Origin of the sequence: Enterobacter sp. EC_64, from assembly GCF_019584165.1 — a bacterium.
Classification (GTDB): Bacteria; Pseudomonadota; Gammaproteobacteria; order Enterobacterales; family Enterobacteriaceae; genus Enterobacter; species Enterobacter roggenkampii.
The window spans coordinates 197,050-219,372 of record NZ_VDAS01000004.1; the positions used below are offsets into that span (position 1 = coordinate 197,050).

Genomic DNA, 22,323 nt, shown 5'->3' on the forward strand with positions numbered 1-22,323 from the left:
GGTATGAGGACGATGAAAGGACCCGGCATTTTTTTGTCGCAGTTTATTGGCGCAGAAGCGCCGTTTAATTCGCTCGACGGGCTGGCTGAATGGGCGGCAGGTAAAGGTTATAAGGCGGTGCAGATCCCCTGCAACCATCCGCACATCTTTGACGTCGAGAAAGCCGCAGAGAGCCAGGCCTACTGCGACGACATCGCCGCTAAGCTGGCCGCGCACGGGCTGGTTATCAGCGAACTGTCGACCCATCTGGAAGGGCAGCTCGTGGCGGTGAACCCCGCCTACAGCGACGCGTTTGACCACTTTGCGCCCGCTTCCGTGCGCGGTAACGATGCTGCGCGTCGGGCGTGGGCCACGGAGAAGCTGAAGCAGGGGGCGGTCGCCTCGGCAAGATTAGGTCTGAAAGCACACGCCACCTTCTCCGGCTCGCTGGCGTGGCCGTTTTTCTATCCGTGGCCGCCGCATAACGAGCAGCGCTTTCAGGAGGCGTTCCAGGCGCTGGCGACCCGCTGGCGGCCGATTCTGGATACCTTCGACGAGCAGGGGGTGGACGTCTGCTTTGAACTGCATCCGGGGGAAGATCTGCACGACGGCGTCACCTTCGAGCGTTTTCTTGCGCTGGTGGACAACCATCCGCGCTGCAACATTCTCTACGATCCAAGCCATATGCTGCTCCAGCAGATGGACTATCTGGCCTTTATCGATATCTTCCACGCGCGCATTAAAGCGTTCCACGTCAAGGATGCGGAGTTCCGCCCCAGCGGGCGCAGCGGCGTCTACGGCGGCTACCAGCCGTGGATCAACCGCGCCGGACGCTTTCGCTCGCCCGGTGACGGGCAAATCGACTTTAAGGGCATCTTCAGCAAGCTGACCCAGTACGACTATGACGGCTGGGCGGTGCTGGAGTGGGAGTGCTGCCTGAAGGATGGCGATACCGGCGCGAGTGAGGGCAGCGAATTTATCCGCCGCCACATCATTCCGGTTGCCGGGCGCGCGTTTGACGATTTCGCCGCAGGGGGCAGCCATGATTAACGTCGGGATCGTCGGCAGCGGGTTTATTGGCCCGGCACATATCGAGGCGCTCAGGCGCCTTGGGTTTGTTCAGGTGGTCGCGCTGTGCGACGGCTCGCTCGTTAAGGCGCAGGAAAAGGCGGGCCTGCTAAACGTACCGCACGCGTACGGCAGCGTTGAGGAGCTGCTCGCGCACCCTGATTTGCACGTGGTGCACAACTGCACGCCGAACTACCTGCACGCGGAGATTAACCGCCAGATCCTGCGCGCGGGCAAGCATGTGTTTTCCGAAAAGCCGCTGTGCATGACGCCGGACGAGGCGCGCGAGCTGGTGGCGCTGGCAGAGCTGGCGGGCGTGGTGCATGGCGTGAGCTTTGTCTATCGTCAGTTTGCGATGGTGCGCCAGGCGGCGAGCATGATGCGCGCAAGCAGCCTCGGGCGGATTTTTGCCTCACACGGCAGCTACCTACAGGACTGGATGCTGCTGGAAACCGACTACAACTGGCGGGTGGATGCCGCGCTCGGCGGCGCATCGCGCGCGGTGGCGGATATCGGCTCCCACTGGTGCGACACGGTGCAGTTCGTTACCGGGCGGCGCATTATCGAGGTGATGGCTGATTTATCCATCGTCTGGCCGACGCGCAGGGCCAGCAAGGTCGGGAATCAAACCTTCTCCCACGACGAGCAGGCGGAGTATGTAGACAAACCGGTCACGACCGAAGACTTCGGCTCGGTGCTGTTCCGCTTTGACGACGGCAGCAAGGGCTGCTTTAGCATCTCGCAGGTGAGCGCCGGGCGTAAAAACCGCCTGACGTTTGAGATCAACGGCAGCGAGCGCTCGCTGGCGTGGGACCAGGAGGTGCCGCAGCAGCTGTGGATCGGCCATCGCGCGCAGGCCAACCAGACGCTCACCGACGATCCGGGGCTGATGAACCCTGACGTGGCCGACAGCGCCCACTTCCCCGGCGGACATATCGAAGGCTGGCCGGACGCCTTCAAAAATATGATGGCGCAGTTCTACCGCGCCGTGCAGGCGGGCGCGATGCCGGATACGCCGCAGTTTGCGACGTTTCACGATGGCGCAAACGTGATGTATATCATTGATGCCATTGTGAAAAGCCATCAGCAGCAGCGCTGGGTGCGCGTGGAACAATAACGCGTTGCCCGGTTCGCCGGGCAATAAATTTATGGTAGCCTGCACAAAACGCTAACCGCAGGATGTGTCGTCGCTATGTCAATTCAGAAAATCGCTCAGCTGGCCGGGGTCTCCGTGGCGACGGTCTCCCGCGTGCTGAATAACAGCGACACCGTGAAGGCGAAAAACCGCGAGCGCGTTCTGCGGGCGATTCAGGAGAGCAACTACCAGCCAAACCTGCTCGCCCGTCAGCTGCGCACCGCTCGCAGCTATATGATCCTGGTGATGGTGTCCAACATTGCCAACCCGTTCTGCGCCGAAGTGGTGAAGGGCATCGAAGCCGAGGCGGAGAAAAACGGCTACCGCATTCTGCTGTGCAACTCCGGCTCGGACATCGAGCGCTCCCGCTCGGGCTTAAGCCTGCTCTCCGGCAAAATCGTCGACGGCATTATCACCATGGACGCCTTCTCGAAGCTGCCGGAACTTGCCGCGCTGATTGGTTCTGCACCGTGGGTGCAGTGCGCCGAATATGCCGATGCGGGCGCGGTCTCCTGCGTCGGCATCAATGATGTGGACGCTTCACAGCATGCCGTCAGCCAGCTGGCCGACGGCGGCCGCAAGCGTATCGCGATGATCAACCACGATCTCAGCTACAAATATGCCCGCCTGCGCGAACGCGGCTACAAGAGCGTGATCCACCTGCGCGATCTGGACTATCAGGCGGTGGAGTATGCCAGCGATCTCAGCTCCGGGGCGGGCATGGCGGCGATGCAAAACCTGTTAAAAGATAATCCGCCGGATGCGGTATTTGCCGTTTCCGATACGCTGGCGGCGGGCGCGCTGCGCGCCATTCTGCAGGCAGGTCTTCGGGTGCCGGAGGATATTGCCGTGGTCGGCTTTGACGGTACGGAGCTGGCGGACATGATTTCACTTACCACCATCGAACAGCCGTCGCGGGATATCGGGCGCAAGGCGGTCGATCTGCTCTTAAATAAGATCGACAACCCGGACGCGCCCACGGAAAGGGTGATGATGGACTGGCGCTTTATTTCCCGCGCCAGCACCTGATTATTGCGCGATGACGCCAGCCAGGGAGCGAATATCGTTCCCGGTTGGCGACTGGTGAATGCGCAGACCAAATTCATCCACCACCGCGAAAATATGGTCGAAGATGTCGGCCTGAATCTCCTCATATTCTGCCCAGACCACCGTGTTGGTGAAGGCATATATTTCAATCGGCAAGCCATTCGCGTCAGGCGCGAGCTGACGCACCATCAGCGTCATATCTTTACGAATGCGCGGGTGGTTGCGCAGATATTCGTTCAGGTAGGCGCGGAAGGTGCCGATATTGGTCATCTTGCGCAGGTTTAATACCGATTCCCCTTCACCGTTTTTCTGATTCCAGAGGCTAATTTCCTCATGGCGCGCGGCCAGATAAGGCTTCAGCAGTTTCGCCTGAATGAGTTTCTGCTGCTCCTGCTCGTCGAGAAAATGAATGCTGGTGGTATCAATGTTCAGGCTGCGCTTAATGCGTCGCCCGCCGGAGGCCGACATGCCGCTCCAGTTGATAAAGGCGTCGGAGACCAGCGCCCACGTCGGAATGGTTGTAATCGTATTATCGAAATTGCGCACTTTCACGGTGGTCAGGCCGATATCCGTCACCGTGCCGTTGGCACCGTATTTCGGCATCTCCAGCCAGTCGCCGAGCTTGAGCATATCGTTGGCGGAAAGTTGGATACCCGCTACAAGTCCAAGTATCGGGTCTTTAAACACCAGCATCAGCACGGCGGCCATGGCGCCCAGACCGCTGATCAGAATCGCCGGGGACTGGCCAATCAGCAGGGAGATAATCAATATCCCCACCAGGATGGCGCTCACCAGCTTGATGCCCTGGAAAATCCCCTTCAGCGGCAGCTGCGACGCGGTGGCCATTTTCTGCGACAGATTGAAAATCACGTCCAGCAGCGAGAAGAAGGAGAGCAGGGCATAGACCATCACCCACAGCTTCGCGCAGGTGGTGAGTATTTCCGCCGCTTCGCTGCCTTTTTGCAGCCACAGTACCGCCTGGACGTTGACGATTATCCCCTGTAGGGTAAAGGCCAGACGGTGAAATAATTTATTCTGGGTGATGATCTGCAGCCATAAATGGCTGCTGGCCTGCGCGCGCTTTTCGAATGCGCGAAGTACCCCTTTGTGCAGAATAAAATGAACGATGATGGCGGTAAGAAAAATAATACCAAAGATAATCACTAAAGAGGTGGTGTGATTAATTTCAATGCCTAACTCTTCAACCTGAGCAATCAATTCCTGCATAACGTCTCCTGTATTTTTGCAGCCCCATAATGGCGGCTGCGGATCTATTATGCAAATTCACGAACTTATTTGGCGGCCTGACAGATCTTCGCCACCGGCAGGCACAGGCTATGGCGGATACGCAGCGTCGCCAGAGCAAGTACCACCATCATAGCTGTTTCCACCATCAGGAAGACGTTCACCGCCTGGGTGTAATCCCCGTGATGGTTTTGAAGCGCGTGCAGCAAAATGGCGCCAAAAATGGCCGGGCCAAGGCCCAGCGCGGCCTGCTGCAGGGTGCTTAAAATAGCGCTCGCGGCTCCCGCGTCGTCAGGCTGAATGTCGCGCATCCCGATGCGATAGAAGCTGTTCACGATCAGCGCCTGCCCGTAGCCCACCAGTCCGGTCGCGGGTGCCAGCGTCAGGGTGGTATTCTCCATGCCCCAAACGCGGAACGTGGCGATCAGCGCCAGCAGGCCGGAAATCTGGATCGCCAGCCCCGTCAGCAGGATTGTGCTGGTGCTGTAGCGGGCAATCAGCCGCGGCGCGAACCAGGCCGAAACAAAGTAGGTCACGCCAAGGGCGATAAAACTGTTCCCGGACTGCCACGGCGCCATCCCCAGACCGGTTTGCATGGTCAGCGCCATACAGAACATAAACCCGGACCAGGCGCTGAAAAAGAGCATCGCAATCAGGACGCCAAAGCGCACGCTACGAAGCGCAAGCAGGCGCGGCGGGATCAGCGGGTGGGCATTCTCACGCTCTTTTTTGCGCGCGTTCAGCGCCATCAGCCAGGCCAGCGGGACAAGGGCGAGCAGCATCGCCTTCAGCGGCCAGGACCAGTGCCACTGGGGGCCGAGCGCCATCGGGAACAGCAGGCAGCAAAGCATGACCGCCAGCAGCGCGGTACCCGGCCAGTCGATGCGTGACGGCGTCTCGCGACGGGTTTCCGGTACGAAGCGGCGGCTCAGCGCCAGCACCACCAGACAAATCGGCACGTTGATAAAGAAGGCGTTACGCCAGCCCAGCCCGGCGATGTCCGCCGATACCAGCCAGCCGCCGCCCATTTGTCCCACGATAAACGCAATCCCGCCGATGCCGCCGAACAGGCTGATGGCTTTGGCGTGGGCGGTGCCTTTCAGCGTGACGTGCAGCGTGGCAAGAATTTGCGGCACGATCAGTGCGGCCCCCGCGCCCTGAACGATGCGCGCGGCGAGCAGCTGTTCAATGTTCCCCGCCATTCCGCACAGCAGCGAGGCCAGGCCAAAGCTCGCCACACCCCACATGAACAGACGACGACGGCCAAAGTTATCCCCCAGCTTGCTGCCGAGCGCGAGGCAGACGGCAAAGGCCACGCCGTAGAGGGCGACGATCAGCTCCAGTTCAGTAGCGGTCGCATGCAGTGAATGGGTGATGGCGTCCAGCGCCACGTTAGTGATTGAGGTATCAATCATCGGCAGCATCTGGCCGGTTAACAGCAATATCAGGCCAGCGCGACCCGGTGAAACAACTGACGTATTCATGGTAACTCCATTGCGTCATTCAACAGATGGTCGTAGCATCTACCATCAGATAAACGGGTACCAGTTCTTGCTTATACTGGTACTGGCACTACCATGCAGGGGGATTTATGGCGCTGATGTCTGAACCGGTCGTTTCACGTCAGGATGACACCCGAAAACAGCTCGGGGCATTTTTACGCGCCCGGCGGGAAAGTCTCGATCCGCAGCGCTTAGGTTTGCCGCGCAGCGGTCGCCGCCGCACGCCGGGCCTGCGCCGGGAAGAGGTGGCGATGCTCGCTGATGTGGGCGTCACCTGGTACACCTGGCTTGAGCAGGGCAGGGACGTCAATCCGTCCAGTGCGGTGATGGCGGCCGTGGCAAAAGCGCTGCAATGTACCCCGACCGAGGCCCGACATCTGTTTGTGTTAGCAGGTTTACCGCCGGGTGAAGCGCCGCAGGCGGTCTGCTGCGAGGGCATTAGCGAAGGCACCCGACGCCTGCTGGATACGCTGATGCCGAAACCCGCCAGCATTCAGAAACCGAACTTCGATATCGTGGCGTGGAACGACAGCTTCGGGCATCTGATGGGTGTCGATTTCAATGACATCCCTCCCGAAGATCGCAACTGTATTTATCTGTTCCTCACGCATCCGGCGTGGCGCGCGCGCCTCGGCAGACGCGACGACGTGCTGCCCATCTTTGTCTCCTATTTCCGCGCGGCGATGGCCGAACACCGGGGCGATCCGCTTTGGGAGGCCAAGCTGGCGCGCTTCTTTGCAGTGTCCGAAGAGTTTAAAACCCTGTGGCACCAGCGCAACGACGTGCGCGGCGTGGAGAACCAGCTCAAGCTGTTTACCCATCCCGAGCTGGGGGATTTTACATTGCAGCAGATGTACTGGTATTCCGCGCCGCGAAACGGATCGCGGCTGCTGGTGTATCTGCCAGTGGATGAGGCGGGAGAGCGGGCGATGGCGTGGCTGGCGGCGCAGGGGAAATAATTTTTGCGAGGGGCTTTCAGGGAATAAGAGCCGTCTCTGCTAAGTGGAGAAGACTGGCGTAATGTGGGGGTTAACTTAAACCCATCACTGAATCGACATCATTTCGACGGGGTGTTAAGTCGTCTATACTCACGCCATGAGAAACCACCATGTCGCCACTGATGATTGATTTCGCAGATTTCAGCCAAAAATTAGGCCTTATCTCCCGAAACGTCGAACATACCGAAGCGTTTCTTGCGCGGGGTACGGTGGATTTTCATCTGCCCGGATTTATGCTGCCTGTGGGATATCGCTTGTTAAAATCGCGCTACGGCGATGAATACCGTCTCGTGACCACCGAGGACGGAAAACCCTATACGGCGTATGCGGTCAAGCTGACGTTTCATAAAGAAATTACGTTCCCCCACGGTGCTGCGACACAGGTCATGGTGTGGCGTACGCCACGCGCTGTCCATCAGCGGGTTATAAGTGGTTTACCACAATCCTTCTTTCAATGGGTGCTAAGCGAATACGACATTGTTGTGTCTGACAGCGAACAAACCGGCGACGGACAGCGGTTTTGGTTACGCATGATAGACTGGGCGTTCAGCATGAATTATCGGATAAGCGTGGCTGACGGTACGGTAGGAGAAGAGTGGCACTTAACGCCGGTGAGCTCATATGCCGAGCTGGAAGAGCGCTGGATTGCGTTTGCCTGGGGACACGATCGTGATGTGCACCCACATCGCAGGTTAGTCATCAGTAAAGCGTAACGGGCCGCACAGAGCGGCCCGTTTTGTTTAGCACTCAGTCACAATCGTGCTCAGCGGCAGGCGAGATTTCGGCAGCGTGGCGTTGAAATCTTCCACGCTGTGATGCCCAACCGGCACCACCACCAGGCTGGTGAAGCCTTTCTCTTTCAGGCCAAACTCTTCGTCGAGGATCGCGGCGTCGAAACCTTCAATCGGTACCGCGTCCAGGCCCAGCGCAGCCACGCCCAGCAGGAAGTTACCGACGTTCAGGTAAACCTGCTTCGCCATCCACTGGTCGTCATCTTTCAGATCCACGCGGTGCATGTCGGCAAAGTAGGTACGGCCCTTATGGTTTGCCGCTTTCGCTTCCGGGGTATTAAAGCGACCATCGGCCTCTTCCTGATCGACAACGCGCTCCAGCCAGGCGTCGTCCATCGCGGTTTTCGCGCAGAACACCACCACGTGAGAAGCATCCAGCATTTTGCGTTCGTTGAACACATAGGTGCCCGCCGCGGATTTCGCCACGCGCGCTTTTCCTTCCTCGGTGCTGGCGACAATAAAGTGCCACGGCTGGGAGTTGGTGCTGGACGGGCTGTACTGCAGCAGGGTTTTGATTTTTTCCGCTTCTTCAGCGGTCAGTTTTTTGCTTGCGTCGAACGCCTTGGTGGAGTGGCGTTTCAGCGCAACAGAAATGATATCCATAACAACTCCTGATGATGAAATTCGCCCGCGTGCGGGCGCGAAAGGTGAGCAGATTACAGCGGGACGCGGAAAAAGATAAGGGCAATTCGAGCGCTTAATCTGTTCGTCTCAGACGAACAATCAGACCGGCCGGATCCACTTCTGGTCTTTTTTCGGCAGTTTATCCACCACCAGATGCCAGGAATCATTGATGAGATCGGTAACCAGTTCCGGCGTCACGTCGTCCGTACCGTAAAGGGAAATCCAGTGCTTTTTGTTGAGGTGATAGCCCGGTTCAACGCCGCGATAAATCTGCTGATTTAACAGCGATTTTTCCGGGTCTGACTTCAGGCTAACGTGCGGCCGCCCGTGCGCGACGGCCACAATCATGAAAATTTTCCCGCCCACTTTAAACACGTCAAACTCCGGCCCAAACGGCCAGCAGTGTTCGGTGAACGGCAGCTCCAGCGCCACGCGTTTTGCGTGTTCCTGCAACGTTTTACTGTCCATCGCTCTCTTCCTGGGCAAGTCCGCGCCACATTACCTCAAAGCCGAGCGCTTTAAATTCAACGGCGCGGGACGGATCGCGGGTGGCAAATTCCATCGTGCTTTCGGCCAGCGATAAGAAAAGCGCATCGCCAAACGTTTTAAATTCATCAGACATAAACACCTGACGCACCGAGCGGCGGCAGAGCTCATGCAGCTCCGGGAACATCTCTTTCACCGCCTGTTCCGTTTCGGCGCTCAGCTTTTCACTGACGCCAATCTGGCGGATCGCCGCATGGGCAACGGGGTTACGAATACCCCAGTCCACATAGCTGTTCCAGATATTGCGGGTATGTTCTTTGGGCAGCGTAATGGTGCGATCGAGGTTCGCCAGCATGGTCTGGCAGAGATCCTGCTTCAGGTGCAGATAGAGGGCATTCAGCAGATCGTCTTTCGTAGCAAAGTAGCGGAACAGGGTGCCTTCGGCGACGCCCGCCTTACGGGCAATGAGCGCCGTTGAGGCGGCAATACCTGACTGTGCAAACGCCGTGGTTGCGGCGTCCAGTAAGGCCTGTTTTTTATCTTCACTCTTCGGACGTGCCACTAAATTTTTCCTCCTGTCAATTATAAAAACCCTGATTGAAACACGTGCTTTGACACGCTGCAACGCGGAATGTCAAAGATCGAAAACGTCTTGACGACTTTATCATCATATCTATAATGAGTGCTTACTCACTCATAATCAAGTTTACCCTGCGCACGCTATCGGATGGGGCGCGTTTTCGGGTCAGGATATGAAAAAACCTCTCTTCATCTGCGTGGTGTTAATCATGATTATTGCTTCAGCCGCGAGTTTACCGTTTGTTCTGAATGCCGGATTCGGCCAGCCGCCGCAGGGTGAACGGCTTACTGAAGTGGAGGCCTCTCCACAGTATCGCGAGGGGAAATTCCACAATACGCTGCCGACGCCGGGTTATAACGGTGACAAAAATATGCTGGTCGCGATGTGGGAGTTTCTGACCAAAAAAACCGAAAACGCCCGCCCGGCCCAGCCCCTGCCGCTGGTGAAAACCGATCTTGCGAGCCTGCCGCTGGAGCAGGACACCCTGGTGTGGCTTGGTCACTCCTCGTGGTATCTGCAGCTCGCGGGCAAACGCATCCTGATTGACCCGGTTCTTGGCAACTATGCCGCGCCGTTTTCGTTCCTCAATAAGGCCTTTGCCGGCGAGTATCCGTGGCGGGCAGAAATTATGCCGGCGATCGACCTGCTGATTATCTCGCACGATCACTACGATCATCTGGATTACGCCACCATCAGGGCGTTACTGCCGAAGGTGAAGCGGGTGGTGACGCCGCTGGGCGTCGGCTCCCACCTGCGTTACTGGGGGATGAAGCCCGAGATTATTGACGAACGCGACTGGAACCAGTCGGTGCGCATCAGCGATGCGTTGACGGTGCACGTTCTGCCGGCACGTCACTTCTCCGGCCGCGGCATCAAACGCGATCGCACCTTGTGGGGCAGCTTTATGTTCGTCACGCCAGAGCAGAAGGTTTACTACAGCGGGGATTCCGGTTACGGCCCGCACTTCAGGGCCATCGGTGAACAGTTTGGCGAAGTGGACGTCGCCATCATGGAAAACGGCCAGTACGACCAGGACTGGAAGTACATCCACATGCTGCCGGAGGAAACGGCGCAGGCCTCGGCGGATCTGAACGCGAAAGCCGTGGTGCCCGGGCATAACGGACGCTTCGTGCTGGCGAAACACACCTGGAACGATCCGCTGATCCAGCTGGCAAAAGCCAGCCAGGATAAAAATTATCGGTTGCTGACGCCGGAACTGGGCGAGCCCGTCCGGGTAAGCGACACCGCGCAAACCTTTCGTGCGTGGTGGGAATAATGTTTAAGCGAGAAGCAGAGGGGGACAGCAGTATGACCATTTCCGCTCAAGTCATCGACACTATCGTCGAATGGATCGACGACAATCTGCACCAGCCATTACGAATAGAAGAGATTGCCCGCCACGCGGGTTACTCGAAGTGGCACCTGCAGCGGTTGTTTATGCAGTACAAAGGGGAGAGTCTGGGGCGCTATATCCGTGAACGCAAGCTGCTGCTGGCGGCGCGCGATCTGCGTGAATCCGACGCCCGGGTGTACGACATCTGCCTGCGTTACGGGTTTGACTCGCAGCAGACGTTTACCCGCATCTTTACCCGCACGTTCAACCAGCCGCCTGGCGCGTACCGTAAAGAGAACCATAGCCAGACACATTAACCTGTCGCGTGTAGGCCGGGTAAGGCGTAGCCGCCACCCGGCCTTTTTATGGGCTCACGACGCCAGTGAAAACCAGCGTCGCCAGACGAAACGCAGCACAAAGAATTCAATCGCCCCGAGCAGTAAAAACCACACGCAGAACAGAATGGTATAGAGCTGGTTAAGATCGACCATGTGAAAGGTCTGAACCAGCTTCTGCGCCAGTACCAGCCCAAGCGAAGGCGCAGGGAGCAGCAGGCATGAAAGCAGTGCCAGCAATAAAATGCCGCCTGCGGTGAGCAGCGATTCTAGCGGGTGTTTCATCGTAATGTTAATCGTCAGTTAAAAATGTCATTGTCCGGCATCCCGGAACGTAAAGCAATATAAACCCGGCGCACGTTTACGGATAAAACGAATGCGCTATTCTGTGAATAATTAACAGAAAAAGATAAATATCCCAGACGCGATTAAATAATTATCGCGTAGTGTAAATAAACGTCCGCCTCAGGAAAATAATTTTACAAATGTATAGGTGCTATAACCAATTAACGTGGCAATAACAATGGCCGCGATAACGTATAACACCAGTCTGCGTCCGCGATAAATACCCCACATGGTTCCCCCTCGTTTAGTTTTGGTTTAGAAATATTTTGTAAAAATCAGATCATCGAAATAGTTTTAATCAGTTTTGAATAACCGAGAAGTCATTATATTGCGGTAGATCAATTTTACCCGCAAGACTTTAAAATGAATTTAGTTAAGCCCGAAAGGAATTCAGGCTTCTGTTCACCGGAAATTGAAGGAAAAATACGATGACTGAAAAAAAAGTGATTCCGAACGTGCCGCCTTCCGGCGGGCTGGCATACCAGCAGACCGTAGAGCAGGTGCTTGCACACGCGCAGAGCCAGGCCAGCGGTCTGGACCGTGCAGAGGCGCAGGCGCGTCTGCAAAAAACAGGGCCGAACGCGCTGCCGGAAAAAAAAGGGAAATCCGCCTGGCTGCGTTTCCTGGCCCATTTTAATGATGTGCTGATTTATGTCCTGCTGGCCGCCGCCGTATTAACGGCAGTAATGGGCCACTGGGTTGATACGCTGGTTATTATGGGCGTAGCGGTAATCAATGCCTTAATTGGTCATATTCAGGAAAGCAACGCGGAAAAATCCCTGAAGAGTATTCGTAATATGCTCGCCAGCGAGGCGCGCGTTATTCGTAACGGCAACCATGAAACAATTCCCACAACTGAAATAGTCCCGGGCGATATTATTGTATTACGCGCGGGGGATCGTATTCCGGCGGATATGCGTTTAATTGAAGCGCATAATTTACGCGTGGAAGAGGCGATTCTGACCGGTGAATCCACCGTGGTGGATAAACACGTTAATCCGCTGAGCGGCGAATTACCGCTGGTCGATCGCACCAACATGGTCTTCTCCGGAACGACCGTCAGCGCGGGCGGCGGTGTCGGTGTGGTCACCGCCACCGGTCAGGATACGGAACTCGGCCACATCAACCAGATGATGGCGGGGATCGAGAAGCACCGTACGCCGCTGCTGGTGCAGATGGACAAGCTGGGTAAGGCGATCTTTGCGATTATTCTGGCGATGATGGCCGCGCTGTTTGTCTTCAGCCTGGCGTTCCGCGAGATCCCGATGGGCGAGCTGCTGCTCTCCCTGATCAGCCTGGCGGTCGCCTCCGTACCGGAAGGTCTGCCGGCGATTATCTCCATCATCCTCTCCCTGGGCGTGCAGGCGATGGCGCGCAAGCGGGCGATTATCCGCAAGCTGCCGACGGTGGAAACGCTTGGCGCGATGACCGTGGTCTGCTCGGATAAAACCGGCACCCTGACCATGAACGAGATGACGGTCAAAGCCATCATCACCGCCGACGCCTGCTACCGCGTGGACGGCAACAGCTACGAGCCGGTGGGTAACCTCTACCTGGAAGGCAGCGACGAGCCGGTCCACATCCAGCCGGGCACTGTGCTGGAGCAGTACCTGCGCACCATCGACCTGTGTAACGACAGCCAGCTGATTCAGGACGAGCGCGGGCTGTGGGGCATTACCGGTGGGCCGACCGAGGGCGCGCTGAAGGTGCTGGCGGCGAAGGCCAACCTTGAGCCGGTCACGACCACGCTGGTTAACAAAATCCCGTTCGACTCGCAGTACAAGTACATGAGCACCCACTACCAGATTGGCGGTGAGGAGCAGATCCTGATCACCGGGGCGCCGGACGTCATTTTCGCCTTGTGCGCCGAGCAGCAGACCCGTCACGGTGCGGAAGCCTTCAACCGCGCGTACTGGGAAAGTGAGATGGAGCGCTATGCGCGTCAGGGGCTGCGCATGGTCGCCGCGGCGTTCAAGCCGGCGAACGGCGAGGAGGAACTGACGCACGATGACCTGAGCCACGGCCTGATCTTCCTCGGCATCGCCGGGATGATGGATCCGCCGCGCCCGGAAGCGATTGACGCGATTAACGCCTGCCAGCAGGCGGGGATCCGCGTGAAGATGATCACCGGCGATCACCCGCAGACGGCAATGAGCATCGGGCAGATGCTGGGGATCAGCAACAGCGAGCAGGCGGTCACCGGCTATGAGCTGGAGAAGATGGACGACGCCGCGCTGGCGGAAGCCGCGGTGAAGTATGACATCTTCGCCCGTACCAGCCCGGAGCATAAGCTGCGCCTGGTGAAAGCGCTGCAGGACAAAGGTGAAATTGTCGGCATGACCGGTGACGGCGTGAACGACGCCCCGGCGCTGCGTCAGGCAGACGTGGGCATTGCGATGGGCATTAAGGGCACGGAAGTGACCAAAGAGGCGGCGGACATGGTCCTGACGGACGATAACTTCGCCACCATTGCCAGCGCGGTGAAAGAGGGGCGTCGCGTTTACGACAACCTGAAGAAGACCATCCTGTTCATCATGCCGACCAACCTGGCGCAGGGGCTGCTGATTGTGATTGCGCTGCTGGCGGGGAACATCATTCCGCTGACGCCGGTGCTGATCCTGTGGATGAACATGGCGACCTCCGCCACGCTCTCCTTCGGCCTGGCCTTTGAAGCCGCCGAGCGCAACATCATGCGCCGTCCGCCGCGTCAGACCGGCCAGCACGTGATGGACGCCTACGCCGTCTGGCGCGTGGCCTTCGTCGGCACCATGATTGCCATCGCCGCCTTTGCGCTGGAAGCCTGGCTGGCCCCGCGCGGCCACAGCGCGGAGTTCATCCGCACCGTGCTGCTGCAGATGCTGGTCTGCGCCCAGTGGGTATACATGATTAACTGCCGCAACACCGAAGGGTTCTCCCTCAACCGCGGCCTGCTGGCGAACAAAGGGATCTGGCTGGTGACGGGCGTGCTGTTCCTGCTCCAGGCGGCGATTATCTACCTGCCGTTTATGCAGATGCTGTTCGGTACCGAAGCGCTGCCGCTGCGCTACTGGTTTGTGACCCTGGCCGTTGCAGGCGTGATGTTCTTCGTCGTCGAAATCGAGAAGCGACTGACCCGCAGGTTCCGTAAGGCTGCATAACGAAAACCTTACCCCTCACCCTAACCCTCTCCCCACAGGGGAGAGGGCCGGGGTGGGGGGAGAAACAACGCTGAGGTACTCCCATGAAATTCCCGGTCCTGTTAGCACTTCTTGTCAGTACCCTGCAACCCGCATTCGCCGCCATTCCCGTTCGCGTCGCCACCGTGGAGCAAACCGCCCACGCCGCCGAGCGCCAGATCCCGGGCCGCATCGAAGCCATTCACACCGTTGAGCTACGCGCACGCACGGAGGGCGCGATCGCCAAAATCCACTTCCGCGACGGGCAGTACGTGAAAAAAGGCGACGTGCTGTTTGAGCTGGACGACGCCGAGCCGCGCGCCGCCCTGCGCCTGGCGCAGGCCGAAGTGAAAAGCGCCGAAGCCACGCTGCGCCAGGCGCAGCAGCAGCTTTCCCGCTTTGAAAGTCTCGGCAGCAGCAACGCCATCAGCCGCCACGACGTGGACAACGCCCGCATGCAGCGCGACGTCGCCAGCGCCGCTCTCGAGCAGGCGAAGGCCCGGCTCGACGCCCGCCGCGTCACCCTGGGCTACACCCGCATCACCTCGCCGATTGACGGCCGCGTGGGGCACAGCAGCTTCCACGTGGGTAGCCTGGTCAACCCGGCGAGCGGCGTTTTGGTGGAGGTGGTGCAGCTTGACCCGATCCGCATCGCCTTTGCGCTGGAAGAGAGGGCGTTTGCGGCCAAAGCCGGACAGCATGCGGATATCAACGCCATGAAGCGTGCCTGGCAGGCGCTGATCGACAGCAACGGCCAGCGCGTCAGCGGCGAGCTGACGTCAGTGGATAACCGCGTTGACCCGCGCACCGCCAGCGTGATGCTGCGCGCCGAGTTTGCCAATCCGCGCCATCAGCTGCTGCCCGGCGGCAATGTGAACGTGTTTTTGCGCCCGGCAAGCGAGCAGCCGGTGCTGACCCTGCCTGCCGCAGCGGTCCAGCAGAACGGCGAAGGCTTCTTTGCCTGGGTGGTTAATGCCGACGGCAACGCCGAAATGCGCCTGCTGAACGTGGCCGGGCAGATCGGCCAGCAGTTTCAGATTGCCTCCGGCGTGAAGCCCGGTGAGCGAGCGATTACTGACGGCGCGCAGCGCGTGCAGCCAGGCGCTGCCGTCCAGATACTCAATTAAGGAGCCATCATGCTGACGTTTTTCATCAAACGCCCGCGCTTCGCGATGGTGATTGCGCTGGTCATCACCCTGCTGGGGGCCATCGCGCTGAGGATTATCCCGGTGGAGCAGTACCCGCAGATCGCGCCGCCGGTGGTGAACGTCTCTGCCAGCTGGCCGGGTGCCAGCTCGGCCGACGTGGCGGAGGCCATCGCCACGCCGCTGGAGACGCAGCTGAACGGCGTGGACCATATGCTCTACATGGAGTCCACCAGCTCGGACGAAGGCTCGTACAGCCTGAACATCACCTTTGCGGCGGGGACCGATCCGGACCTCGCCGCCATCGACGTGCAGAACCGCGTGGCGCAGGCCGTGGCGCAGCTGCCCACCGAGGCGCAGCAAAACGGCGTGCAGGTGCGCAAGCGCGCCACCAACCTGATGATGGGGGTAAGTCTTTACTCACCGAATAACACCCACACGCCGCTGTTCGTCAGCAACTATGCCAGCACCCAGGTGCGCGAGGCGCTGTCGCGTCTGCCCGGCGTGGGGCAGGTGCAGATGTTCGGCGCGCGCGACTACAGCATGCGCATCTGGCTGCGCCCGGACCGCATGAACGCCCTGAACGTCACCACCGATGACGTGGCGCAGGCGCTGCGCGAGCAGAACGTACAGGGCGCGGCCGGCCAGGTGGGCACCCCGCCGGTGTTTAACGGCCAGCAGCAGACCCTGACCATCAACGGGCTGGGGCGCTTAAGCCAGGCCGACGAGTTTGCCGACATCATTATTCGCGCCGGGGAGATGGGCCAGCTGGTGCGCCTGAAGGACGTCGCCACCATCGAGCTCGGCTCGCGCAGCTACAGCTCCGGCGCGCAGCTGAACGGGCACGACTCCGCCTATTTGGGTATCTACCCGACGCCGTCCGCCAACGCCCTGCACGTGGCCGACGCGGTGCGCGGGGAGCTGGAGCGCCTCTCGACGCGCTTCCCGGACGACCTGGTCTATGAGGTGAAATTCGACACCACCACCTTTGTCGCCGCCACCATTAAAGAGATCGGCGTCTCGCTGGCGCTCACGATGCTGGCGGTGGTGGTGGTCGTTTCCCTGTTCCTGCAAAGCTGGCGCGCGACGCTGATTGTCGCGTTCGCTATTCCGGTGTCGCTGGTGGGCACCTTTGCGGTGCTCTATACGCTCGGCTACTCCGCCAACACGCTGAGCCTGTTCGCCATCATTCTGGCGCTGACCATGGTGGTGGATGACGCCATCGTGGTGGTGGAGAGCGTCGAAACGCTGATGGCGGAAGGGCAGAGCCGCACGGCGGCGACCGCGCTGGCGCTGCGCCAGATTGCCGGGCCGGTGATTGCCACCACGCTGGTGCTGCTGGCGGTGTTTGTGCCGGTGGCGCTGCTGCCGGGGATTGTCGGCGAACTCTACCGCCAGTTCGCGGTGACGCTCTCCACCGCCGTGACGCTCTCAAGCCTGGTGGCGCTGACCCTGACGCCCGCGCTGTGCGCGATGCTGCTGCGTCCGCGTCCGGAGAAACCGGCGGCCATTTATCGCGCCTTCAACCGCGGGCTGGACGCCACGCGCACGCTTTACACCCGGATCGTGAGCGTGTTCAACCTCCGTCCGTGGCTGGCGCTGCTGGCCACCGCTGGCGCGGCGGCCGTCGTGCTGCTCAGCTTTACGTCGATGCCAAAAGGCTTCCTGCCGCAGGAGGATCAGGGCTACTTCTTCGCCAGCGTTCAGCTGCCGGAAGCGGCTTCGCTGGAGCGCACCGAAGCGGTGATGACCACCGCGCGGGAGCTGATCGCCCAAAATGCGGCGGTGGAAGACGTGATTCAGGTCTCCGGGTTTAACATCCTCAACGGCACCAGCGCCTCCAACGGCGGGTTTATCTCCATCATGCTCAAAGACTGGAGCGAGCGTCCGCCGCTGGATGAGGTGATGGGTACCCTGCAGCGCCAGCTGCTTGCCCTGCCGGAAGCGACCATCATGACCTTCGCGCCGCCGACGCTGCCGGGGCTGGGCAACGCCTCGGGCTTCGACCTGCGTATCCAGTCTCAGGCGGGGCAGAGCCCGGCGGAGCTGGAGCGCGTCACCCGCGAGGTGCTGATGAAAGCCAACCGGCACCCGCAGCTGAGCCGCGTGTTCACCACCTGGAGCAGCAACGTGCCGCAGTTGACGCTGACCGTTGACCGCGAGCGCGCCGCCCGCCTCGACGTGCCGGTATCGCGCATCTTCAGCAGCCTGCAAACCGCTTTTGGCGGCACCCGCGCCGGGGATTTCAGCATCAACAACCGCGTCTACCACGTGGTGATGCAGAACGAGATGCAGTGGCGCGAGCGCGCCGAGCAGATCGGCGAGCTGTTCGTGCGCAGCAACAGCGGCGAGCGGGTGCGCCTGAGCAACCTCGTCACCATCACGCCAACCGTCGGCGCGCCGTTCCTGCAGCAGTACAACCAGTTCCCGTCCGTGTCGGTGAGCGGCTCGGCAGCGGCTGGAGTGAGCAGCAGCACCGCCATGGCGGCGATGGGCGAGATTCTGGCGCAGAGCCTGCCAGCCGGCTACGACTACGCCTGGAGCGGCATGTCGTACCAGGAACAGCAGACCGGCAATCAGGCGATCTGGATCGTGCTGGCGGCGGTGGTGATGGCGTGGCTGTTCCTCGTCGCCCAGTACGAGAGCTGGACGCTCCCGGCAAGCGTGATGCTCTCGGTGCTGTTCGCGCTCGGCGGGGCGCTGGTCTGGCTGTGGCTGGCGGGCTACGCCAACGACGTGTACGTGCAGATTGGTCTGGTATTGCTGATCGCGTTAGCGGCCAAGAACGCGATTCTTATCGTCGAGTTCGCCCGCGCGCGGCGTATGGACGGAATGGCGATTGTCGATGCCGCGCGGGAAGGGGCCTCGCGCCGCTTCCGGGCGGTGATGATGACCGCCGTGTCGTTCATTATCGGCGTATTGCCGATGATGCTGGCGACCGGGGCGGGCGCCCAGAGCCGCCGCATCATCGGCACCACGGTCTTCAGCGGCATGCTGGTGGCAACCGTGGTGGGGATTCTGTTCATCCCGGCCCTGTTCGTGCTGTTCCAGCGCCTGCGGGAGTGGGGTCACGGCCTTACGGACTCGTCGCCCACAGCTCGCAGTGCTTCTGCACCAGAGAAATCAGCGAGCCGCCGTCGGCGATAAAGTCCCGCATGCGCTGCGCCTCGCTCTTGCCCTGCTTTAACAGCAGGGCAATTTCATTGATTGCGCTTGTCGCGCCGAGCTTCTCGGCCGACGGCGCCACCTGCTCCAGCAGCCAGGCGATATCTTCCGCCACGGTTTTGTGCTCGCCGGTGTGCACGTCCGTCAGGATCCCCTCCAGCCCGTAGCGACACGCCTGAAAACGGTTAAAACGGTAGAGCAGAAAATCCCGTTCCTGATGCTTATACGGCCGCGTGGTCAGCAGCCAGTGCGACGTGGCCTGAATCAGCCCGGCGATGTTAATCGCGTGGCCGAGCGTCAGCGGCGTATCCATCACCCGCACCTCCACGGTGCCAAAATGCGGGCTGGGGCGAATATCCCAGTGCAGATCTTTGATGCTGTCGATCATGCTGGTGGCGCTCAGGCGGCGGAACAGCCCTTCGAACTCCTGCCAGCTGTTGACCCACGGCATCTGTCCGTTATCCGGGAACCCTGAAAAGATGTTGAGCCGCGACGAGGAGAACTTCGTGTCCGTGCCCTGCATGTACGGCGAGGCTGCCGCCAGGGCGATAAAATGCGGCACGAAGCGCGACAGGCCGTGCAGCAGGTAAATGGCGTCATCCCCGGTCCGGCAGCCGACGTGCACGTGCTGGCCGAACACCGTCGCCTGCAAAATCAGGTAGCCAAAGCGCTCCAGCGTGACGTTATAGCGCTCGTCGTCGCACACCTCCTGGCGCTGCCACTTCTGGAACGGATGCGTCCCGCCGCCGCAGATCTGGATGTGCTGCTCCGCCGCCGCGCGCAGGATGCTCTGCTGCATCACCGAGAACTGTGCCGCCGCCTGGTCGATGGTCTGACACACGCCGGTGGCGATTTCGAGCATGCTTTCGGTGATGTCGTGTTTGACTTCACCGCCTTTGATGTCGTCTTTGACGGCGGCGATGAGCGCGGAGGAGTCCTGGCTGAGATCGTACCCCGGCGGGTTAACCACCTGCAGTTCGAGCTCGATGCCAAGGGTGAACGGTTCAGAGGATTTAAAATCGGGTAAAGGCATGGCGCACTCCGTTGTCTGTGAATGTTGAGTATAGACAACGGGTGTGGCGCGCTCGTCTCAGGGTGGTATAACTGATAGCAGGCTTAGCAAAAGGGGAGTGACTCATGTCTGACTATCCAACCATTGCGCTGATTGGTCCCGGTGCGATTGGCACCACCATTGCCGCGGTGTTGCATGACGCGGGCCGCACGCCGCTGCTCTGCGGACGCACCGCGCATCCGGAATTACGCCTGCGTCACGATGAGGGTGAAACGGTGGTGCCCGGTCCGGTATTCACCGATCCGACGGCCATCACGCGCCCCGTTGACCTCGTGTTTATCGCGGTAAAAACTACGCAAAATCCCGACAGCGCCGGGTGGCTGCGCGCCCTTTGCGATGAAAATACCGTGGCCTGCGCCCTGCAAAATGGCGTGGAGCAGAAGGCGCAGCTTGAGCCTTTGGTCAGTGGCGCAACGGTGCTGCCGTCGGTGGTCTGGTTCCCGGCGCAGCGCGAGCCGGATGCCTCCGTCTGGCTGCGCGCCAAACCGCGCCTGACGCTGCCGGACGTGCCGCAGGCACAGCGGGTAGTCGATGCGCTTCGCGGTACGCGCTGTGAAGTTGAACTCTCGCCTGATTTCCCCACCGTCGCCTGGCGCAAGCTGCTGCAAAACGCGGTCGCCGGGCTGATGGTGCTCGCTAACCGCCGCGCCGGGATGTTCAGGCGCGAGGATATCAGCGAGCTTGCGCTGGCCTACCTGCGCGAGGGGCTTACTGTCGCCCGCGCCGAGGGGGCGAAGCTGGCCGATGACGTGGCGCAGGAGATTCTGGCGAACTTTCAGCGCGCGCCTGAGGACCTCGGCACGTCGATTCTCGCTGACCGTCAGGCGGATCGCCCGATGGAGTGGGACATCCGCAACGGCGTGATCCAGCGCTACGGCCGCAAACACGGGATTGCGGTGCCCATCAGCGACGTGGTGGTGCCGCTGCTGGCGGCGGGGAGCGAGGGGCCGGGTTAACGGTTACTGTTTTTCCGTTCGGCAAAATAATGGGCAAGCGTGGCTGTGGGGCGAAAGAGGGGGAAGATGATAGATGTGAATATGAATGTCTGCTTTGTGCCAAAAGCAGACGTGGATAATGTTGAGATATGTTAATTTATGGGGAGCAGGTCAACAAATAAAAGGAGAAGAAGATGCAAATCAAATTTGGGGTGTTGTTACTCGTGGTGCTTGTGCCATTGACATCGACTGCAGCAAAAGGGAGTTTTATTTTTTCGGTCGGTAATGAGAAAACTTTGTTTGATTCTGGATGTGTAAAGACAATTGATTATGTAGAGAAGGATGAGATAGGTGCAGAGAATTTAGTCTTTAGATTTTCCGATGAATGTGGCAAAAGGTTGTCGGACATGACCCGACAGAATATCGGAAAGCATATGACCATCGCCTACGATGATAATAAAATTACTTCCGCTATGATTGCCTCGCGCCTGAGTACCAGTTTCAGAATATCCACAAAAGACATACCAAGAATAATGTTAATGCAAATACTTAACGATTATGATGGTGTTCGTGATTAACCAGAAAAAGCGGAAAATAATAATTTATTTGGCAATGTAAAAGTCATTCATAAAGACAATTTCCGCTCTACGCTCACAGCGGACATCGATCTTCGAGCCGATCCGCGCTGTGACAAGATCGGACTTTCTATGGCTATTATTTGTCAAAAAATTGAGCACAGGTCGCATCAGCACATCATATCTATAAGTCAATTTCTCTTTCTGCAACATAAATCACGCCTTTCACTTCATTTGGCAATATTTCATATTTCAATGGTGTTTTTGGTTTCGAAATTAATTTATATCCACCTTGTTCATAGTCGTAGCTGAACAATCCTTTACTTGACATCTCAATAAATGAGCGCAGATAGGAAGAACGTTGATTGTCATTTGAAAATGCAGGCAAATTGCCTTCTATGACATACACCTCTGACAAGGGTTCCAGTGAGTAAATATAATCAAGAATAAAATTAAAGTCCTCGACAGATGACTTGATCCTTTCAGGAATCGGCCCCTGACCTGCTGTTGCAAAATGCGCTAAGTACCCTTCCTGGCTGGATAAAAACCAGTCCAGATCATATTCAAAAAAAGTCATCGTCCATTTTCGTCATTTTTTACACCAAATATCTTTTTTCATTTCTCACAACGTAGAATCACATCGCCACTACCTGACCGGATGCGATGACCTATCCCCGGTTGATTATCACATGCTAGGGAAGGTGCGAACAAGTCCCTGATATGAGATCATGTTTGTCATCTGGAGCCATGGAACAGGGTTCATCATGAGTCATCAACTTACCTTCGCCGACAGTGAATTCAGCAGTAA

20 protein-coding genes are annotated in these 22,323 nt (G+C 58.8%); 12 read left to right on the plus strand and 8 right to left on the minus strand.

Annotated elements, in window-relative coordinates:
• Positions 1-3 precede the first annotated feature (3 nt).
• The 3 genes from FHC52_RS05070 to FHC52_RS05080 all read left to right on the plus strand — a co-directional run bounded on the left by FHC52_RS05070 (position 4) and on the right by FHC52_RS05080 (position 3,211).
• Positions 4-1,029: a sugar phosphate isomerase/epimerase gene (locus tag FHC52_RS05070; protein ID WP_126288579.1), complete on the plus strand. Its 1,026-nt coding sequence runs from the start codon at positions 4-6 to the stop codon at positions 1,027-1,029.
• Positions 1,022-2,164 (plus strand): Gfo/Idh/MocA family protein, encoded by a 1,143-nt coding sequence (locus tag FHC52_RS05075; RefSeq protein WP_165557024.1) that lies wholly within the window; start codon positions 1,022-1,024, stop codon positions 2,162-2,164. Before FHC52_RS05070 ends, FHC52_RS05075 begins: the two co-directional genes overlap by 8 nt.
• A 75-nt stretch (positions 2,165-2,239) precedes the next feature.
• Positions 2,240-3,211, plus strand: coding sequence for a LacI family DNA-binding transcriptional regulator (locus FHC52_RS05080; protein WP_220419941.1), 972 nt, complete (start codon positions 2,240-2,242; stop codon positions 3,209-3,211).
• Here FHC52_RS05080 and FHC52_RS05085 read toward each other — a convergent pair whose 3' ends face one another.
• Together FHC52_RS05085 and FHC52_RS05090 are read right to left on the minus strand one after the other, a co-directional pair.
• A complete protein-coding gene (locus FHC52_RS05085) occupies positions 3,212-4,456 on the minus strand; it encodes a mechanosensitive ion channel family protein (RefSeq protein WP_021241588.1) in 1,245 nt (414 codons plus the stop codon). It abuts the gene before it with no gap.
• Between the two features lie 65 nt (positions 4,457-4,521).
• Entirely contained in the window at positions 4,522-5,958 is a 1,437-nt protein-coding gene (locus FHC52_RS05090) for an MFS transporter (protein ID WP_126288575.1), read from the minus strand.
• Between the two features lie 107 nt (positions 5,959-6,065).
• Between FHC52_RS05090 and FHC52_RS05095 the strand changes: the two genes are divergently transcribed.
• Positions 6,066-6,935, plus strand: a complete 870-nt coding sequence (locus FHC52_RS05095; protein ID WP_008499383.1) for a helix-turn-helix transcriptional regulator — start codon at positions 6,066-6,068, stop codon at positions 6,933-6,935.
• A 149-nt stretch (positions 6,936-7,084) separates the two neighbouring features.
• On the plus strand, positions 7,085-7,687 hold the full coding sequence (locus FHC52_RS05100; RefSeq protein ID WP_032663988.1) for a hypothetical protein: 603 nt from the start codon (positions 7,085-7,087) through the stop codon (positions 7,685-7,687).
• A gap of 27 nt (positions 7,688-7,714) precedes the next feature.
• Here FHC52_RS05100 and nfsB read toward each other — a convergent pair whose 3' ends face one another.
• The 3 genes from nfsB to FHC52_RS05115 form a co-directional block, all read right to left on the minus strand.
• Positions 7,715-8,368 (minus strand): oxygen-insensitive NAD(P)H nitroreductase, encoded by a 654-nt coding sequence (gene nfsB, locus FHC52_RS05105; RefSeq protein ID WP_021241586.1) that lies wholly within the window; start codon positions 8,366-8,368, stop codon positions 7,715-7,717.
• Between the two features lie 120 nt (positions 8,369-8,488).
• Positions 8,489-8,857, minus strand: a complete 369-nt coding sequence (locus FHC52_RS05110) for an MmcQ/YjbR family DNA-binding protein (RefSeq protein WP_023293103.1) — start codon at positions 8,855-8,857, stop codon at positions 8,489-8,491.
• Positions 8,847-9,437 (minus strand): TetR/AcrR family transcriptional regulator, encoded by a 591-nt coding sequence (locus FHC52_RS05115; RefSeq protein ID WP_008499387.1) that lies wholly within the window; start codon positions 9,435-9,437, stop codon positions 8,847-8,849. The genes FHC52_RS05110 and FHC52_RS05115 overlap by 11 nt, the downstream gene beginning before the upstream one ends.
• A 190-nt stretch (positions 9,438-9,627) precedes the next feature.
• Between FHC52_RS05115 and FHC52_RS05120 the strand changes: the two genes are divergently transcribed.
• Positions 9,628-10,731, plus strand: coding sequence for an MBL fold metallo-hydrolase (locus FHC52_RS05120; protein WP_220419942.1), 1,104 nt, complete (start codon positions 9,628-9,630; stop codon positions 10,729-10,731).
• Between the two features lie 32 nt (positions 10,732-10,763).
• Entirely contained in the window at positions 10,764-11,105 is a 342-nt protein-coding gene (locus FHC52_RS05125) for a RamA family antibiotic efflux transcriptional regulator (protein WP_010428317.1), read from the plus strand.
• A 54-nt stretch (positions 11,106-11,159) separates the two neighbouring features.
• Here the strand turns inward: FHC52_RS05125 and FHC52_RS05130 are convergent, their stop codons facing one another.
• The gene (locus tag FHC52_RS05130; protein ID WP_013097677.1) at positions 11,160-11,408 is read right to left on the minus strand and encodes a DUF1158 domain-containing protein; all 249 of its coding nucleotides are present in this window, start codon (positions 11,406-11,408) and stop codon (positions 11,160-11,162) included.
• Positions 11,409-11,896: 488 nt separating this feature from the next.
• Here FHC52_RS05130 and FHC52_RS05135 point away from each other — a divergent pair, with 488 nt between their 5' ends.
• The 3 genes from FHC52_RS05135 to FHC52_RS05145 all read left to right on the plus strand — a co-directional run bounded on the left by FHC52_RS05135 (position 11,897) and on the right by FHC52_RS05145 (position 18,915).
• On the plus strand, positions 11,897-14,605 hold the full coding sequence (locus FHC52_RS05135) for a cation-transporting P-type ATPase (RefSeq protein WP_220419943.1): 2,709 nt from the start codon (positions 11,897-11,899) through the stop codon (positions 14,603-14,605).
• Positions 14,606-14,688: 83 nt separating this feature from the next.
• Positions 14,689-15,750, plus strand: coding sequence for an efflux RND transporter periplasmic adaptor subunit (locus FHC52_RS05140; protein ID WP_126288567.1), 1,062 nt, complete (start codon positions 14,689-14,691; stop codon positions 15,748-15,750).
• 9 nt (positions 15,751-15,759) lie between these two features.
• Positions 15,760-18,915: an efflux RND transporter permease subunit gene (locus tag FHC52_RS05145; RefSeq protein WP_126288565.1), complete on the plus strand. Its 3,156-nt coding sequence runs from the start codon at positions 15,760-15,762 to the stop codon at positions 18,913-18,915.
• On the opposite strand, the gene FHC52_RS05150 is transcribed toward FHC52_RS05145, so the two are convergent.
• The gene (locus tag FHC52_RS05150) at positions 18,845-19,966 is read right to left on the minus strand and encodes a YbdK family carboxylate-amine ligase (RefSeq protein ID WP_021242649.1); all 1,122 of its coding nucleotides are present in this window, start codon (positions 19,964-19,966) and stop codon (positions 18,845-18,847) included. The two genes, FHC52_RS05145 and FHC52_RS05150, sit on opposite strands and share 71 nt — an antisense overlap.
• Before the next feature lie 104 nt (positions 19,967-20,070).
• On the opposite strand from FHC52_RS05150, the gene FHC52_RS05155 reads away from it, so the two are divergent.
• Both FHC52_RS05155 and FHC52_RS05160 read left to right on the plus strand, forming a co-directional pair.
• On the plus strand, positions 20,071-20,961 hold the full coding sequence (locus tag FHC52_RS05155; RefSeq protein ID WP_084833129.1) for an oxidoreductase: 891 nt from the start codon (positions 20,071-20,073) through the stop codon (positions 20,959-20,961).
• Positions 20,962-21,134: 173 nt separating this feature from the next.
• Entirely contained in the window at positions 21,135-21,518 is a 384-nt protein-coding gene (locus FHC52_RS05160) for a SecDF P1 head subdomain-containing protein (RefSeq protein ID WP_023326846.1), read from the plus strand.
• Between the two features lie 181 nt (positions 21,519-21,699).
• Here the strand turns inward: FHC52_RS05160 and FHC52_RS05165 are convergent, their stop codons facing one another.
• On the minus strand, positions 21,700-22,092 hold the full coding sequence (locus FHC52_RS05165) for a hypothetical protein (protein WP_126288562.1): 393 nt from the start codon (positions 22,090-22,092) through the stop codon (positions 21,700-21,702).
• Positions 22,093-22,323: the final 231 nt, after the last annotated feature.